The 16380-nt window shown below is 66.0% G+C and carries 15 protein-coding genes and 1 pseudogene; 3 read left to right on the forward strand and 13 right to left on the reverse strand.

What is annotated here, in order from left to right; translation table 11 throughout:
- Nucleotides 1-26: 26 nt before the first annotated feature.
- From AC1TXO_RS21240 to AC1TXO_RS21275, 8 genes are all read right to left on the reverse strand, one after another.
- Nucleotides 27-1031 (reverse strand): diguanylate cyclase, encoded by a 1005-nt coding sequence (locus tag AC1TXO_RS21240; RefSeq protein ID WP_486403555.1) that lies wholly within the window; start codon nt 1029-1031, stop codon nt 27-29.
- A 51-nt stretch (nt 1032-1082) separates the two neighbouring features.
- Nucleotides 1083-2096 (reverse strand): chemotaxis-specific protein-glutamate methyltransferase CheB, encoded by a 1014-nt coding sequence (gene cheB / locus AC1TXO_RS21245; protein WP_486403556.1) that lies wholly within the window; start codon nt 2094-2096, stop codon nt 1083-1085.
- Entirely contained in the window at nt 2093-4372 is a 2280-nt protein-coding gene (locus AC1TXO_RS21250; protein WP_486403557.1) for a response regulator, read from the reverse strand. Before AC1TXO_RS21250 ends, cheB begins: the two co-directional genes overlap by 4 nt.
- On the reverse strand, nt 4369-5034 hold the full coding sequence (locus AC1TXO_RS21255) for a chemotaxis protein CheW (RefSeq protein WP_486403558.1): 666 nt from the start codon (nt 5032-5034) through the stop codon (nt 4369-4371). The genes AC1TXO_RS21250 and AC1TXO_RS21255 overlap by 4 nt, the downstream gene beginning before the upstream one ends.
- Entirely contained in the window at nt 5031-6293 is a 1263-nt protein-coding gene (locus tag AC1TXO_RS21260) for a CheR family methyltransferase (protein WP_486403559.1), read from the reverse strand. The genes AC1TXO_RS21255 and AC1TXO_RS21260 overlap by 4 nt, the downstream gene beginning before the upstream one ends.
- The gene (locus tag AC1TXO_RS21265; protein WP_486403560.1) at nt 6290-6811 is read right to left on the reverse strand and encodes a chemotaxis protein CheW; all 522 of its coding nucleotides are present in this window, start codon (nt 6809-6811) and stop codon (nt 6290-6292) included. Before AC1TXO_RS21265 ends, AC1TXO_RS21260 begins: the two co-directional genes overlap by 4 nt.
- A 5-nt stretch (nt 6812-6816) precedes the next feature.
- Nucleotides 6817-8439 (reverse strand): methyl-accepting chemotaxis protein, encoded by a 1623-nt coding sequence (locus AC1TXO_RS21270; protein ID WP_486403561.1) that lies wholly within the window; start codon nt 8437-8439, stop codon nt 6817-6819.
- A gap of 126 nt (nt 8440-8565) precedes the next feature.
- On the reverse strand, nt 8566-9285 hold the full coding sequence (locus AC1TXO_RS21275) for a tellurite resistance TerB family protein (protein ID WP_486403562.1): 720 nt from the start codon (nt 9283-9285) through the stop codon (nt 8566-8568).
- Nucleotides 9286-9380: 95 nt separating this feature from the next.
- Between AC1TXO_RS21275 and AC1TXO_RS21280 the strand changes: the two are divergent.
- Nucleotides 9381-9551: pseudogene (locus AC1TXO_RS21280) on the forward strand (toxin-antitoxin system HicB family antitoxin); the annotation flags it as partial.
- Here the strand turns inward: AC1TXO_RS21280 and AC1TXO_RS21285 are convergent.
- From AC1TXO_RS21285 to AC1TXO_RS21295, 3 genes are all read right to left on the reverse strand, one after another.
- Complete coding sequence (locus AC1TXO_RS21285) at nt 9548-10654, reverse strand: NADH:flavin oxidoreductase/NADH oxidase (RefSeq protein ID WP_486403563.1); 1107 nt, start codon at nt 10652-10654, stop codon at nt 9548-9550. The pseudogene AC1TXO_RS21280 and the gene AC1TXO_RS21285 sit on opposite strands and share 4 nt — an antisense overlap.
- Before the next feature lie 147 nt (nt 10655-10801).
- Nucleotides 10802-11674 (reverse strand): TIGR02285 family protein, encoded by an 873-nt coding sequence (locus AC1TXO_RS21290; RefSeq protein ID WP_486403564.1) that lies wholly within the window; start codon nt 11672-11674, stop codon nt 10802-10804.
- 17 nt (nt 11675-11691) lie between these two features.
- A complete protein-coding gene (locus AC1TXO_RS21295; RefSeq protein ID WP_486403565.1) occupies nt 11692-12891 on the reverse strand; it encodes a CaiB/BaiF CoA transferase family protein in 1200 nt (399 codons plus the stop codon).
- 169 nt (nt 12892-13060) lie between these two features.
- Between AC1TXO_RS21295 and AC1TXO_RS21300 the strand changes: the two genes are divergently transcribed.
- Together AC1TXO_RS21300 and recJ are read left to right on the forward strand one after the other, a co-directional pair.
- Nucleotides 13061-13603 (forward strand): YaeQ family protein, encoded by a 543-nt coding sequence (locus tag AC1TXO_RS21300; RefSeq protein WP_486403566.1) that lies wholly within the window; start codon nt 13061-13063, stop codon nt 13601-13603.
- A gap of 30 nt (nt 13604-13633) precedes the next feature.
- A complete protein-coding gene (recJ, locus tag AC1TXO_RS21305) occupies nt 13634-15343 on the forward strand; it encodes a single-stranded-DNA-specific exonuclease RecJ (protein WP_486403567.1) in 1710 nt (569 codons plus the stop codon).
- A gap of 176 nt (nt 15344-15519) precedes the next feature.
- Here recJ and AC1TXO_RS21310 read toward each other — a convergent pair whose 3' ends face one another.
- Nucleotides 15520-15801: a DUF3509 domain-containing protein gene (locus AC1TXO_RS21310; RefSeq protein WP_486403568.1), complete on the reverse strand. Its 282-nt coding sequence runs from the start codon at nt 15799-15801 to the stop codon at nt 15520-15522.
- A gap of 78 nt (nt 15802-15879) precedes the next feature.
- The gene (locus tag AC1TXO_RS21315; RefSeq protein ID WP_486403569.1) at nt 15880-16320 is read right to left on the reverse strand and encodes a response regulator; all 441 of its coding nucleotides are present in this window, start codon (nt 16318-16320) and stop codon (nt 15880-15882) included.
- Between the last annotated feature and the right edge of the window lie 60 nt (nt 16321-16380).

A 16380-nucleotide genomic window follows, 5' to 3' on the forward strand; every position in this document is an offset into this window, starting at 1 on the left:
TGGCGGGGCCAACAGCCCCGTTGCGGTCATGCGATACCAACCTGGTTGCGCCCGCTGTTCTTGGCCAGGTAAAGCCCCTTGTCTGCCGCCGAAATCAGCTGCCGACAGTGGCTGCCCACCACGGGCGTCTGGGTCGCCAGGCCGATGCTCACGGTCAGGTGCGAGTCGGGCTGCGGCGCACTGTGCGGGATGTTCAGGCCGAGCACGGTCTGACGCAGCTTTTCCGCGATCAGGCGCGCGCCGCCCGGCGAGGTGTTGGGCAGCACCAGGGCGAATTCCTCGCCACCGTAGCGCGCCGGCAGGTCGCTGGGGCGCGAGCATGAGCCACGGATCGCCTCGGCCACCTGGCGCAGGGCCTCGTCGCCGGCCAGGTGACCGAAGCCGTCGTTGTAGGCCTTGAAGTAGTCGACATCGATCATCAGCAACGACAACTGCTGCTGCTCACGCATGGCGCGGCGCCATTCCAGTTCCAGGTACTCGTCGAAATGACGGCGGTTCGACAGCCCGGTCAGGCCATCGGAGTTCATCAGCCGCTGCAGCATCAGGTTGGTGTCGAGCAACTGCTGCTGGCTGACGCGCAGGGCGCGGTAGGCCTCGTCGCGCTGCAGCAGGGTGAGGTAGGAGCGCGAGTGATAGCGGATGCGTGCCACCAACTCGATGGTATCCGGCAGCTTGACCAGATAGTCGTTGGCCCCGGCCGCGAACGCCGCGCTCTTGACCAGGGGGTCTTCCTTGGTCGAGAGGACGATGATCGGAATGTCCTGGGTGGCCGGGTTGTTGCGGTATTCGCGCACCAGCGTCAGGCCGTCCAGCCCCGGCATGATCAGGTCCTGGAGGATCACCGTCGGCTTGATGCGCATGGCCTGGGCCACTGCCTGGTGCGGGTCGGCGCAGAAATGGAAGTCGATGTTCTCCTCGTGGGACAACCCGCGACGCACCGCCTCGCCGATCATGGCCTGGTCGTCGACCAGCAAGACCATCGCAGCACCCTCGTTGATGGTCGTGAAACCATCGATCGGTAGATCATTCATCCCTATTCACCAGGTCACTGCCGGTCAGGCGGCGTGACTCAATACATATCGTCATTTCGGAAAGATTTCCACAAGTCGCCCGGCGATCCGCTCCAGCGGTCGGATCTCGACCGCTGCCTGGATTGCCGCAGCGGCCTTGGGCATGCCATACACTGCACTGCTCTGCTGGTCCTGGGCGATGGTCAGGAAACCCTGCTCGCGCATCAGTTTCAGGCCCTGCGCGCCGTCGCGCCCCATACCGGTGAGCAGCACGCCCACCGCCTCGCTGCGCCAGAAGCGCGCCACACTTTCGAAGAACACGTCGATCGACGGGCGGTAGATTTCGTTGACCGGCTCGGCGGTATACGCCAGCTGGCCGTTCTGCAACAGCCGGATGTGGTGGTTGGTACCGGCCAGCAGTACCTGCCCCGGCTGCGGTGGCTCGCCCTCGCGGGCCAGGCGTACCGGTAGCCCGGACACACCGCTCAGCCATTCGGCCATGCCAGCGGCGAACACCTGGTCGACGTGCTGGACCAGCACGATGGCCGCGGGAAAATCCCTCGGCAGCGCCTTGAGCAACACTTCCAGCGCAGCCGGCCCGCCCGCCGAGGAGCCTATGGCCACCAGGCCGCAGCGCCGCGCCGGGCTACGTATCGGTGCTGCCACGGTACGCGCGGCACTGGAGCGCTGCTGGCCGATCAGCCAGCCGATGTTGAGGATCTTGCGCAGCAACGGCGCTGCGGCCTCACGAGCATCGCCCGCACCCAGTGCCGGAGTGTCGACCACATCGAGCGCTCCGTGGCCCATGGCCTCGAACACCCGGTGCACGTTCTGCTTGCGATCGACCGTCACGATGACGATGGCGCACGGGGTCTCGGCCATGATCTGCCGGGTCGCCTCCACGCCATCCATCACCGGCATGATCAGGTCCATGAGGATCAGGTCGGGCGTCTGTTCGGCACACTTGTGCACAGCCTCGATGCCATTGCCGGCGACCCAGATCACCTCGTGCGCCGGCTCGAACGCCAGTGCCCGGCGCAAGGCCTCGACGGCCATGGGCATGTCATTGACGATGGCGATCCTCATCCCTGGGCTCCTCCGATCAACTCCACTACGGCATCCAGCAACGCATCGTCATGGAAGCTGGCCTTGGCCAGATAATAGTCGGCGCCGGCATCCAGTCCACGCCGACGGTCTTCTTCCCGGTCCTTGTACGACACCACCATCACCGGCAGCGACTGCAGGCGGTTGTCGCGGCGCACCAGGGTGACCAGTTCGATGCCGTCCATGCGTGGCATGTCGATATCGGTGATCAGCAAGTCGAAATCCTCGCTGCGCAAGGCATTCCAGCCGTCCATGCCATCGACCGCCACCGCCACATCGTAGCCACGCGTACCCAGCAGCTTGCGCTGCAGTTCGCGTACCGTCAGCGAGTCGTCGACCACCAGGATGCGCTTGCGCACCACGCCACGGCCAGCACGGGCGCCACGATCGATGCGTTCCAGGCGCCCGGTGCTGAGCAGTTTGTCCACCGAGCGCAGGAGGTCTTCGACGTCGATGATCAGCACCACCGAACCATCGTCGAGCAAGGCCCCGGAGGAGATGTCCTGGACCTTGCCCAGGCGCGGATCGAGCGGCATCACCACCAGCACCCGCTCGCCGATCAGCCGCTCCACGGCCACGCCGTAGAGTTGCTCGCGCTCACGGATGACGACCACTCGCAGGCTGCCCGCTTCATCCTGGGTGACGGGGCGGTTGAGCAACTGGCTGGCGGCGACCAGGCCGATGTGGCGATCCTCGTGCCAGAAGTGCTGGCGCCCCTCGATCTGCACGATGGCCTCGGCGGGTACGTCGAGGGTGCGCTCGATATGCGCCAGCGGGAAGGCATAGGCTTCACCGCCGACCTCGACCACCAGGCTGCGCACCACCGACAGGGTCAGCGGTACCTCCAGGTGGAAGCAGCAGCCCTGTCCCGCCACCTGGGTCAGCTCGATCGAGCCACGCAGCTCGCGGACCATGTGCTGCACCGCATCCAGACCGACACCGCGACCGGACACCTCGGTAACCTGGTCGCGCAAGCTGAAGCCGGGCAGGAACAGGAAGGTGAGCAGCTCGGCCTCGCTCATCTGCGCCACGGTCTCGGCGGGCGACAGTGCCCGCTCGACGATGCTGCGGCGCAGGCGCTCAAGGTCGATGCCAGCACCATCGTCGCTCAGTTCGAGCACCAGCAGGCCGGCCTGGTGCGACGCCCGCAGGCGCAGGGTGCCATCGCCGGGTTTGCCTGCCAGCAGGCGTCGCTCAGGCGATTCGATGCCGTGATCGACGGCATTGCGCAGCAAGTGCGTGAGCGGTGCTTCGAGTTTCTCCAGTACGTCGCGATCGACCTGGGTCTTCTCGCCCTCGATCAACAGCCGTACCTGCTTGCCAAGTGAACGGCCGAGGTCGCGCACCATGCGGCTCTGTCCGGTCAGGACATCGGCGAACGGGCGCATCCGGCACGCCAGCGCGGTGTCGTACAGCAACTGTGCACGCTGGCTGGCCTGCCAGCCGAACTCGTCGAGATCGGCGGCCTGCTGCTGAAGGATCTGCTGGGTTTCGGCAAGCAGGCGTTGGGTCTGGGCCAGCGCATCGAGCACCTCGGTGCTCTGGCCGCTGCCCTCGAGCTGGCTCCGGAGCCCGTCGAGAGCACGCATACCCTGGCCATGCATGCGCTTGAGGCGCTGCAGGGTGGCCAGGTAGGGCTTGAGCCGCTGGGTTTCGACCAGGGATTTGCTCGACAGGTCGAGCAGGCTGTTCAGCCGGTCGGCGGTGACGCGCAACACGCGCTCGCCGCCCTCGCCACTGCGCCTGGTGGCCTTGGCGACGGGAGCAGGTTCGGCCTCGGCTTCCAGCTCCAGCGGCGCTGCCAAGACCTCGGGCAATTCAGGCGGCGCAGGCAGCACCGCTGTAGTCGGGCTCGCCACGACCGCTGCCGAGGGGTCGAGCAGCGCCGCCATCTGTACCAGGAAGGCCGGCACCGCCGCCTCGCCCTGGCTGTCGCCAGGGGTCGCGATGCGCATCAGCAGATCGGTGCCCTGCAGCAACGCGTCGATATGCTCGGGGCGCAACAGTAGGCGGCGCTCCTGGGCTGCGACCAGGCAATCTTCCATCACATGGGCAACGCTGACCCCCGCGTCGATGCCGACGATCCGCGCCGCCCCCTTCAGCGAGTGGGCGGCGCGCATGCAGGCTTCGAGCTGGTCGGCCTGCGCCGGGTTGCGCTCCAGGGCCAGCAGACCGGCGCTGAGCACCTGGGTCTGGGCCTCGGCCTCGAGGCTGAACAGCTCGAGCAGCGATGCATCGCGCATTTGCTCCGGGGTCATGACAGGCTCCGTTTCACGACAGACAGCAGGTGCTGGTCATCGAGCACCCGTACGCTGCGGCCACGCCACTGCAACACCGCCAGGGTGAAGTGGGCCACATCGCCCTCACCTTCCAGGCGCGCCGGGTCCAGGCGATGAATGCCATCGACCTCGTCCACCGGCAGCACCACAGGTCCGCCTTCGGCGGCGAGGATGAGCATGCGCGGCATCACCCGGCCCGTGCGCTCCTGTGCCGGAACCTGCTCCATGCCAAGCAGATCGGCGAACGACAGGCACGGCACCAGCGCACCGCGCACGTTGGCTACCCCCTGCAACACCCGCGAACGCTGATGGGGCAAGGAGTGCGCAGCCTGCAGCGGCGCAATTTCGGCCAGGCAGGCGGTGGCCAGGGCCAGCCACTCCTCGCCGAGCCGGAACAGCAGCATGGAGCGCCCGGCGTTGTCCTGCTGCACCGGCGCGGCCTCGACATGCTCGCCCTGCAGCAGGGTGTAGCGGTCCAGCAGGCGGGTGGCCGCCGCGGCGTAGACTTCACAGTTGCGGCAATGCACATGCCGCTCCAGCAGCGGGCATTGCTTGTCACCATGGACACCGATGCGGTTCCAGCAATCGTCGATGGCATCATCGGCCTGGGTGATCAAGTCCATCGAGTAGGCATCGCTCATCGTTCAGACTCCCTGCCCAGCCGCGCCGCTCGCTCCTGCAGGCGCCGGGCGCCCGCGACATCGCCCTGGGACGCCAGCAGCGAAGCCAGGTGCAGCAGCGCTTCTGCATGCTGCGGCTCCAGGTACAGCGCCTTGCGGTAATGCTTGAGGGCCTCGCCGGCATCGCCCTGGGTGTCGCTGAGCAGGCCCAACCAGTAATAGACCTGCGCCTTGGGTTCGAACAGGCGCAGATAACGCTCGCAACTGGCCCGGGCCTGTTCGCTGGCACCGCTGTTGGCCTGGCGTGCGATGGTCGCCAGCAGTTCGCTTTCGTTCTCGCCGGGGGCAGACGCCACGACCGGCCTGGCAATGGGACGGACGGGGCGGACAACGCTCGGTGCTGGCACGGCAACAGGGCGAGGCGGCGGCATCGGCAGCACTGCAGGCCGCGGTGGCGGCGCCACGGTCAACGGCGGCACGCCCGGCTCGTTCTGGCGCACATAGGCGAACGACTGCGCGATACCGATCGGCCGCATGCCCAGGCGCGCCAGCAGGCTGCCCTCGGCCGGGCCGATGAACAGAACGCCATCGTCGCGGACCAATTGCTTGAGCACCTCGAACACCCGTTGCTGGGTCGGCACGTCGAAATAGATCAGCAGGTTGCGGCAGAACACGAAGTCGTAGAGCCCCATGCGGCTGCGCAGGGCGGGATCCAGCACGTTGCCCGCCTGCAGGCTGACCTGCCGGCGCACCCGCTCGTGCAGATGGTAGTTGTCTTCAGCGCCCTCGAAATGCCGCTCGCGGAAAGCCAGCTCACTGCCACGGAACGAATTGCGCCCGTACACCGCGCGCTCTGCCCGGGCGAGAGAGCTGGGGCTGATGTCCACTGCATCGATGTGGAAGGTCGATGGGTTAAGCCCGGCATCGAGCAGCGCCATGGCAATCGAATACGGCTCCTCGCCGGTCGAGCACGGCAGGCTGAGGATACGCAGTGGCCGCGCTCCGGCCAATGCGGCCAGGCGCTTGTGCGCCAGCCCGACCAGCGCCGTGAACGACTCGGGATAGCGGAAGAACCAGGTTTCTGGAACGATCACCGCCTCGATCAGCGCTTGCTGCTCGCCGGGCGACTGCTGCAGACGCAGCCAGTAGTCGTCCAGGTCGCGTGCCGAGACCACCGTGCAGCGCTGGCGCAGCGCGCGCTCGACCATCGGCGCGCCCACCGACTCCACATCCAGGCCGATGCGCTCCTGCAGGAAGCGGAAGAAGCGCTGCTCGATCATCCCGCCACCTGCGCGGGCTCTTCGGGGAACAGCAACTGGCGTACATCCTCGCTCAGCAGGTCATCGACCACGATGCGCTGCAGCAGCCCATGGGCATCCTGGCGCACAGGCCCCAGATAAGGTGCTTCGACGTTGTCCAGGCCATAGGGCTGGAATTCATCGGGCAGGCAGCGCAGGGTATTGGTCGCCTGCTCGAGCACCAGGCCCAACTGCAGGCCGGGGCGCTTCGGGTCGCCGTGGTACTGCACCAGCACCAGGCGCGTGCTGGTGCGCTGGGCTGCAGGCTCGTCGAAGCTCAGCGCCGACAGGTCGATGACCGGCACCAGCTCGCCGCGATGCCCGAGGATCCCGGCCACCCAGGCAGGCGCCCGGGCAATCGGCTTGAGCGGGCGCAGCGGCAGCACCTCGATGACCTCGTGCACATCCAGGGCAAAGCGCTGCTCGCCAATACGAAACAGCAGGTACAACACGCCCTGGGCCTCGGCCTGACGTGGGTGATGCGGTTGCAGGTCGTTCATCGGCGTCAGACTTTGAAGCGCGACACACCGCCACGCAGTCCGGCGGCCACCTGGCTCAGTTCGTCGATGGCGAAGCTGGCCTGGCGCAAGGATTCGACCGTCTGCGTGCTGGCATCACTGAGCTGCGCCAGGGCCTGGTTGATCTGCTCGGCACCGGTGGCCTGGGCCTGCATGCCTTCGTTGACCATCAACACCCGCGGTGCCAGCGCCTGCACCTGGTGGATGATCTGGCTGAGCTGCTCGCCCACCTGCTGCACCTCGAACATGCCGCGGCGCACTTCCTCGGAGAACTTGTCCATGCCCATGACCCCGGCCGACACCGCAGACTGGATCTCGCGCACCATCTGCTCGATGTCGTAGGTGGCCACCGCCGTCTGGTCGGCCAGGCGGCGCACCTCAGTGGCGACCACGGCGAACCCGCGGCCGTATTCTCCGGCCTTCTCCGCCTCGATCGCGGCGTTGAGCGACAGCAGGTTGGTCTGGTCGGCGACCTTGACGATGGTCACCACCACCTGGTTGATGTTGCTGGCCTTCTCGTTGAGGATGCCCAGCTTGGCGTTGACCAGGTCGGCCGCGCCCATCACCTGGTGCATGGTTTCTTCCATGCGCGCCAGCCCCTGCTGGCCGGAACCGGCGAGGCTCGAAGCCTGGTCGGCGGCGCTGGTGACTTCGGTCATGGTACGGACCAGATCACGCGAGGTGGCGGCGATTTCACGCGAAGTGGCGCCAATCTCGGTGGTGGTGGCAGCGGTTTCGGTGGCGGTGGCCTGCTGCTGCTTGGAGGTGGCGGCAATCTCGGTGACCGAGGTGGTTACCTGCACCGACGAGCGCTGGGCCTGGGACACCAGGTTCGCCAGGGCCTCGCCCATTTCGTTGAACCCGTTCTCGATGGCACCGAACTCGTCCTTGCGGTCCAGGTTCAGGCGTGCACTGAGGTCGCCAGAGCGCAGCTTGTCGAGGGCGTGCACGATGCGCTGCATGGGCGCGCTGATGGCACGCATCAGCAGCAGGCCGCAGATGCCGGCGGCAATGATTGCCAGGATCAGCGAGACGATCATGCTGCCCTTGGCGGTGGCCACGGCACTGACGATCTCGCGGGTGGCGGCGTTGGCCGACTCGGTATTGCGGTCGATGACCGTGTTCAGGTGCTTGCGCCCGGCGGTCCAGGCCGGTGTCAGCGACTCGGCGATCAAGCGCTCGGCCTCGGCATAGCGCTTGTCGCGATACGCGGCCAGGACCTGCTCCACCGCTTTGTGGTAGTCGTCTTCCAGGCGCACGAAGGTGTCGAAGGAAGCCTGGTCCTGAGGGTCCTGGATGGTGCCCCGGTAGTTGGCCATCTGCTCCTTGAGCCGATCGTTGAAGCCCTTGAACAGCTCGATGTCGGCGCTGGTCAGCTCACGGTGATTGGACAGCCCGACCAGTTGCTGGCTGGCGACATAGCTGTCGACCCAGGCACTGCGGATCATCGAGCTGTAGTAGACCCCGGGAATGCTGTCGGTGCCGACGGCCTGTTCGCTCGCCTCGATAGCCACCAGGCGGGAATAGGCAGCCACGATCATCAACAGCATGATGGCGATGATCACGGCAAAACTTGCCAGGATCCGTTGGCGCAAGGTCCAGTTCTTCACAATCAGCCCTCAGGAATTCTTCACGAGCGGGAAAATCGTCGAAGTATAGCCTAGGCGCCTGGCGCTTTATCGGTTGAATTGCGGAGTATTCAGGCATCCCTGCCGATTAAATGGCCAATAGCCACCTCACTGCGCCTGCGCCTCCCTCACCTGGCGTTCGAGTTCCTCGCGCAAGGCAGGGTCCAGGCGCAACTGACGGGCCAGTTCGTCGAGGTAGGCGCGCTCCATGAAGTGCTCCTGGTCGACCATCATCACGCTGGCCAGGTACATCTCGGCAGACATTTCCGGCGTTTGTGCGGCGCGTGCCACTTCGGCAGGGTCGAGCGGCTTGTTCAACTCGGCGTGAAGCCAGGCATGCAGTTCGCGATCGCTGTCCAGGCGCACGAACTCGCCCTCGATCAGCTCGCGCTCGCGCGCATCGATATGGCCGTCGGACTTCGCCGCGGCCACCAGCGCCTTGAGCACGGCCTGGCTGTGCTGCTCGGCCTGGGCCGGCGGCAGGCGGTCGAGGGTCTGCGGCTCTTGTACCGTAGTCTGGCCCTGGCGCGCCTGCCAGTTGCCATAGGCCTTGTAGGCGAGCACACCAAGCGCGGCCAGGCCACCATAGGTGAGCGCCTTGCCGCCGTACTTGCGCGCCTTCTTGCTGCCCAGCAACAGGCCCATGGCCCCGGCCGCCAGGGCGCCGCCACCAGCGCCGGAAAGCAGACCGCCAAGGCCTGCGCCCTTGCCCCCACCGAGCAGGTCGCCCAGGCCGGGCACCTTGCCCGCCCCGCCCTTGCCCTGCTGATTCTGCAGCAACGACTGGCCGGACTTGAGCAATTGATCGAGCAGACCGCGGGTGTTCATCTGGCTGACTCCTCAGCGATAGGAAAGCTCAAGATTAGGCCCGTAGCCTGAATTCACGCTTAATGCATGTGCTTCGAGATGTTGCCCGGGGGACGCGCCTGGGACGTGCCCTTCAAAAAACCTACTCGGGCAAACTCAGCCTGCGCCTGGAACCAGGCTTGCACGCCAGCGTTGCCGCCAAGGCGGAGCTGGCGCACAAAAGCATCAACCAGTGGGTCAGCGACATCCTGAGCCAAGCCACCGGTACCAGCGGCACGACGTGCTAATCGCGCAAGTCCGACTCATGAATCGGATTGGCCCGATGTGTCGCGCGCTGGTACTGCGCCGGCCAGGTCGCCTTGTTGCCCCCCAGGTCATCGTCGGCATGCAATGGCCAGTAGGGGTCGCGCAGCAGCTCGCGGGCGAGGAAGATCAGGTCGGCCTGACCGGTACGCAGGATGTGCTCGGCCTGGGCCGGTTCGGTGATCATGCCCACGGTGCCGGTGGCAATTTCCGACTCCTTGCGCACGCGCTCGGCAAAGCGGGTCTGGTAGCCGGGGCCGGTGGGGATCTCGGCGTTGACCGAAGTGCCACCTGACGACACGTCGATCAGATCGACCCCAAGCGCCCTCAGCCGACGCGCCAGCTCTACCGTCTCGTCGGGGTTCCAGCCATCCTCGACCCAGTCGGTGGCCGAGACCCGCACGAACAGCGGCAACTCTTTCGGCCAGACCTCACGCACCGCCTCGGTCACCTGCAGCGTCAGGCGAATGCGGTTCTCGAAGCAGCTGCCATAGTCGTCACGGCGCTGGTTGCTCAGCGGCGAAAGGAACTGGTGCAGCAGGTAGCCGTGGGCAGCATGGATTTCGACGACCTTGAAGCCTGCAGTCTTGGCACGCTCGGCGGCCTGGACGAAAGACCGGACGATGTCCTGGATCTCATCGTGACTCAGTTCGCGCGGTACCGTGTGCTGCGGGTCGAAGGCGATCTTCGAAGGCCCCACCGGCTGCCAGCCCCCCTCCTCGACCTTGACGCTGCCATGCTTGCCGAGCCAGGGGCGATGGGTACTTGCCTTGCGTCCGGCATGCGCCAGCTGGATGCCGGGGATGGCGCCCTGGGCAGTGATGAAGCGGGTGATGCGTTGCAGCGGGGCGATCTGTTCGTCGTTCCACAGCCCCAGGTCTTCGGCAGTGATCCGGCCGTCGGCGGTTACCGCGACGGCTTCGGTGATCACCAGCCCGGCACCCCCGACAGCGCGGCTGCCCAGGTGCACCAGGTGCCAGTCGTTGGCCAGGCCATCGACGCTCGAATACTGGCACATCGGCGAAACGGCGATGCGGTTGGGCAGGGTCAGCTGACGCAGGGTATACGGCTCAAGCAGCAGGCTCATGAGGGGACCTCCCAAGGACTCCAATGGCGATCCGGCCCGGACACTCGTGTGCGGCCGTGGCCCGGTACCGGTGTTCTCAGAGACTAGACCAGATTGCCCCCCGGTGAGGTTCCCGCCGATCGCAGCCTTTTCCAGTCAATCTGCGGATCAAGGCTGCCCGGCAGTCGCCGCAGACGGTGTCTCGACCCTGCGCGCGGCCTGCTCCAGGTACTCCAGGCGCAGATCAGGATCGAGCCACTTCGCGTACAACCCGGACAGTACGTCCCGACGCAGCCGGGGCAGAAGCTGATCGATATGCGCGATGGCCTCGCGCCCCAGCGGCGTATCGGCACACCCCACATGCAGTTCCTGGTAGCGGCTGACACCCTCGATGGGGTGGAAGGCGTAATCGTCCGGCGAACCGCCCTGCTGCTGGATCAGGTAGCGCATCTCCGGCCAATAGCCGAGTACCAGTTGCAGGCGCCCCAGCTGTTGCATCTGCAGCAGGTTGGCCGTGGCGTCATTGCCGTAGTGCCGGCTCAGCACCGCATCCGGCAACTGGCTGAGAATTTCATCGACGACGACGCCATAGCTGCGCTCGGCGACGATGCCAAGCTTGAGCCGCGGTGCCGCGAGCAGCTGTTTCAGGTCGACCGGCGCGCCGTCCGCTGCATCGCCGAGCAGTGCCTGATCGGTTTTGCGCACGACCACCCCGCCGCTGAGAATGGCCAGCGATGGCTGGGAAAAATGCACGAACTTCGCGCGCTGCGCAGTCCACAACAGGGTGGGGTCGCAGCTGAAGGTGCCGTCCTGCAGCATCTGCAGGCCGCGCGCCCGGTTGACCCGCACGATGCTGTGGTCGTACTCGGGCATGTGTTCGATCAACAGCGGGAGCATCAGGTCGACCACGCCCTGCCCCTTCTGCTCACCCTCGAAAATAGTGAACGGCGGCAGGTCGCGCACCAGCCAGGTCAGGCGCTCGCGAGCCTGCGCCGGCTGCAGCGACAACAGCACGACGCAGGACAGCAGCAGGCGCAGCAAGGGTGAAAGCCTCGGAATCAGACGGCCCCCTGCTCGCGCAGACGTGCGATATCGGCAGCCCCGTAGCCCAGCCCGGAAAGCAGATCGGCGGTGTGCTCGCCGAGCGCCGGCCCGACCCATTCGGTGCTGCCGGGCGTCTGCGACAGCTTGGGCACGATACCTGGCATCTTGAAGGGTTTGCCGTCCGGCAGGCGGGCCTGAACGAACATCTCGCGGGCCAGGAACTGCGGATCGCTGAACATGTCTTCGGCCGAATAGATGCGGCTGGCCGGCACCCCGGCGTCGTTCAACACCTGCATCACCTGCTCCAGCGGCAGGCCGTTGACCCAGCGATCGATCACGCCATAGAGCTCGTCGCGGCGCAGGTCACGGCCGTCGTTGCTGGCGAGGCTGGCATCCTCTGCCAGGTCGTTGCGGCCGATGGCCTGCATGAAGCGCTTGAAGATCGCATCGCCGTTGGCGCCGATCTGCACATGCCGGCCATCGGCACTGGTGTGGATCGACGATGGCGTGATGCCTGGCATGATGTTGCCGGTGCGTTCGCGAATGAAACCGAACACATCGAATTCCGGCACCATGCTTTCCATCATGGCGAAGATCGCTTCGTACAGTGCCACATCCACCACCTGCCCTTCCCCACCATTGACCTCACGGTGCCGCAAGGCCATCAGCGCACCGATCACGCCCCACAGGGCAGCGATGGAATCACCGATGGAAATGCCGGTACGCACTGGCGGGCGGTCCTCGAAACCGGTGATGTAGCGCAGGCCGCCCATCGACTCGCCGACCGCACCGAAGCCCGGCTGGTCCTTCATCGGCCCGGTCTGGCCGAAGCCCGACAGCCGCACCATCACCAGGCGCGGGTTCAGGGCATGCAGCACGTCCCAGCCAAGACCGAGCTTTTCCAGCACGCCAGGGCGGAAGTTCTCGATCAGGATGTCGGCCTCGGCCAGCAGCCGCTTGAGGATCTCGCGCCCTTCGGGGTGCTTGAGGTTGAGGGTGAGCGAGCGTTTGTTGCGCGCCTGGACGAACCACCACAGCGACGTCCCTTCGTACAGCTTGCGCCACTTGCGCAGCGGGTCGCCGCCGTCGGGCGACTCGACCTTGATCACCTCGGCGCCGAACTCGGCGCAGATGCGCGATGCGAAGGGGCCGGCGATCAGGGTACCGAGTTCGATGACCTTCAGGCCGGCGAGGGGTTTGTCGGGGGTGGGCATGGCGGGTCCGTGGCAGCTCGAGGAAGGCTTGGTTTTAACACAGCTGGTCACCGGCAGGTACTGTCGCAAGCCTGCGCTTGTGCCCGGACGCACAACGGCCGAGCAAGCTGCCCCTCAACAAACCCGGATCGGTTAGACTCTGCGACTTTCTCCAAAGAAGCCCTGCCCCATGGCCCAGCCTTCCACCACCTACAAGTTCGAACTGAATCTGACCGACCTAGACCGCGGCGTTTACGAGAACGTGCGTCAGACCATCGCCCGTCACCCGTCGGAAACCGAAGAACGCATGGCCGTCCGCCTGCTCGCCTACGCCCTCTGGTACAACGAGAACCTATCGTTCGGCCGCGGCCTGTCGGATGTCGACGAAGCAGCCCTGTGGGAAAAAAGCCTGGATGACCGCATCCTGCACTGGATCGAGGTCGGCCAGCCGGACGCCGACCGCCTCACCTGGTGCTCGCGCCGCACCGAGCGCACCAGCCTGCTGGCCTACGGCAGCCTGCGCGTGTGGGAGAACAAAGTGGTCGGTGCGGTCAAGGGCCTGAAGAACCTGAGCATCGCTGCCGTGCCGCAGGAAGTGCTGGAGGTGCTGGCCAGCGATATGCCGCGCACCATCAAGTGGGACGTGATGATCAGCGAAGGCACGGTGTTCGTTACCGATGATCGTGGCCAGCACGAAGTCCAACTGCAGTGGCTGCTCGGCGAGCGCGGCTGACCTGAACCGATTCTGATTGCCGAAGGCCCCATGCGCATCGAACCCCGCCCCCTGCCATCGAACCTGCCATTCCTTGGCCAACTGCCACCGCTGCTCACGCGCCTGTACGCCGCCCGTGGCGTGCAGAGCGAAGCCGAACTGGACAAGAGCCTGGCGCGGCTGCTGCCCTACCAGCAACTCAAGGGCATCGAAGCCGCCGTCGACCTGCTGGTCGAGGCCTTGGACCAACGCCTGCGCATCCTGATCGTTGGCGATTTCGACGCCGATGGCGCCACGGCCAGCACGGTCGGCGTGCTCGGCTTGCGCCTGCTGGGCGCAGCCCATGTCGATTACCTGGTGCCCAACCGCTTCGAGTATGGCTACGGCCTGACCCCGGAAATCGTCGAGGTGGCGTTGCAGCGCCACCCCCAGTTGCTGATCACGGTCGACAACGGCATCTCCAGTGTCGAAGGCGTGGCCGCAGCCAAGGCCGCCGGGCTCAAGGTGCTGGTCACCGACCACCACCTGCCGGGCCAGCAGTTGCCCGATGCCGACGCCATCGTCAACCCGAACCAGCCCGGCTGCAGCTTCCCCAGCAAGTCCCTGGCCGGCGTCGGGGTGATCTTCTACGTGCTGATGGCCCTGCGCGCGCGCCTGCGCAGCCTCGGTCGCTATGAAACGCAAGCGCAGCCGAACATCGGCGAGCTGCTCGACCTGGTGGCCCTGGGCAGCGTCGCCGACGTGGTGCCGCTGGATGCCAACAACCGCATCCTCGTGCACCAGGGGCTCGAGCGCATCCGCGCCGGCCGCGCCCGCCCGGGGCTCAAGGCGATTCTCGAAGTGGCGCGTCGCGATCACCGCCGCATCACCTCCACCGACCTGGGCTTCATCCTCGGGCCACGGCTCAATGCCGCCGGGCGCCTGGACGACATGAGCCTGGGCATCGAATGCCTGCTGTGCGAAGACGCAACCCTTGCACTGGACATGGCCGGGCAACTGGACGGGCTGAACCAGGACCGCAAGTCCATCGAGCAGGGGATGCAGCGCGAAGCCCTGGCCCAGCTCAAGGACCTGCCGGTCGAGTCCATGCCCTATGGCCTGTGCCTGTTCGACGCCGACTGGCACCAAGGGGTGATCGGCATTCTTGCCTCACGCCTGAAGGAGCGCTACCACCGGCCGACCATCGCTTTCGCCGATGCCGGCGAGGGGATGCTCAAGGGCTCGGCGCGTTCGGTCCCCGGCTTTCACATTCGCGATGCCCTGGATGCGGTCGCTGCCCGTCACCCGCAACTGATCAGCAAGTTCGGCGGCCATGCCATGGCCGCTGGCCTGTCGCTGCCTGAATCGAACTTTCCGGCCTTCGCCCAGGCGTTCGACGAAGAGGTACGGCGTCAGTTGTGCGAGGACGACCTCACCGGTCGCCTGCTGTCGGACGGCACCCTGGCGGTGGAGGAGTTCCACCTCGACCTCGCCCGCGCCCTGCGCAACGCCGGGCCTTGGGGGCAGCACTTTCCGGAGCCGCTGTTCCACGGGGTGTTCCAGCTGGTCGAGCAGCGGGTGGTCGGTGAACGGCACCTGAAAGTGGTGCTCAAGAGCGAGTGCGGCTCGGTCAGGCTCGATGGCATCGCCTTCGGCATCGACCGGGAGATCTGGCCCAACCCGACGGTGCGCTGGGTCGAGCTGGCCTACAAGCTCGATGTCAACGAGTTCCGCGGCAACGAAAGCGTGCAGTTGATGATCGCGCACATGGAACCGCGCTGATCCGAGGCACCGCGCGGCTCATTCGGTCCTATATCTCAACCCGAAAAAAAGAAACCCCGGACGCTGGGGAAAACGTCCGGGGCCAATCGAAAGCCCGGTTTCGGGCCTTGGGCGACACTCGACCGCTACCGGAGCAAAGCAGCGTTCGGGTGCCCCTACTGTGTCTGACGACCCCGTCAGGCAAAGGTTCCCGGGGATTGCCGTGGCTGTTGCAAGGCTGCGATCACGCAAGGCTGCAACCGCCCTTCGACAATCTGCAGGTCGCGGTGCAGACCATCCACCAGGTCGATCAACAGGCTTTGCTCCTGCAATTGACGCATGCTTACGGAGCGTTGCAGCACTTCGTTGCCACGCAGATCGATCAGGACCAACTGACGGTTACCGCTGTCGTCCACATCGCCAAGCCGGGCCTGATAGGGGGACAGGGCATCATTGAGCAGGGTGCAGATTCTTTCCATCCGGCGTACTCGCTTTGTCTGGGACCTATCGGAACTGACCGCCAGGCACGAGGGAAAGTTCGCCCGAGCGTACCTGCCTCAACGAGCATGCGTGGGCAACATGACAGTTTCGATACGCGCCCCCGAACGGACGCCGGTCCTGCGGCACAGACGCTGCAGCGCCCCATGCAGACTGGCTGCCGACAGCGGCCAGGGCAATTGCGCCAGCACCCACAGCCCCTGGCGCCGCGCCTCGACAGCCAGGTCGGGACCCCGGCTGGCAGGTTGCCCGACGAACAGCAAGGCGGGCGTACGGCCCGTTCTCGCCATGCGCCGCAACAGGGCCTGGGCGCTCAAGGTCGGCATGCCGTGATCGATCACCAGCAGGTCCGGCGCCGAGGACTGGGCCAGGCACACCCTTGCCCCAGGCAGGTCAGCGGCAATCCGCACGTTGAACGCACCCAGCGCATTGCACGCCTGGTGCAGGATGATCTGGTGGGACGGTCGAGCCTGGACGATAAGGATGTTGAGCCGATGCATGGGGCTACTCCCGAGGGCTGAAAACCCTGATGGACAGGGCGCTCACTCTAGGAAGGCGGC

This window comes from Pseudomonas sp. FA117 (genome assembly GCF_057370475.1).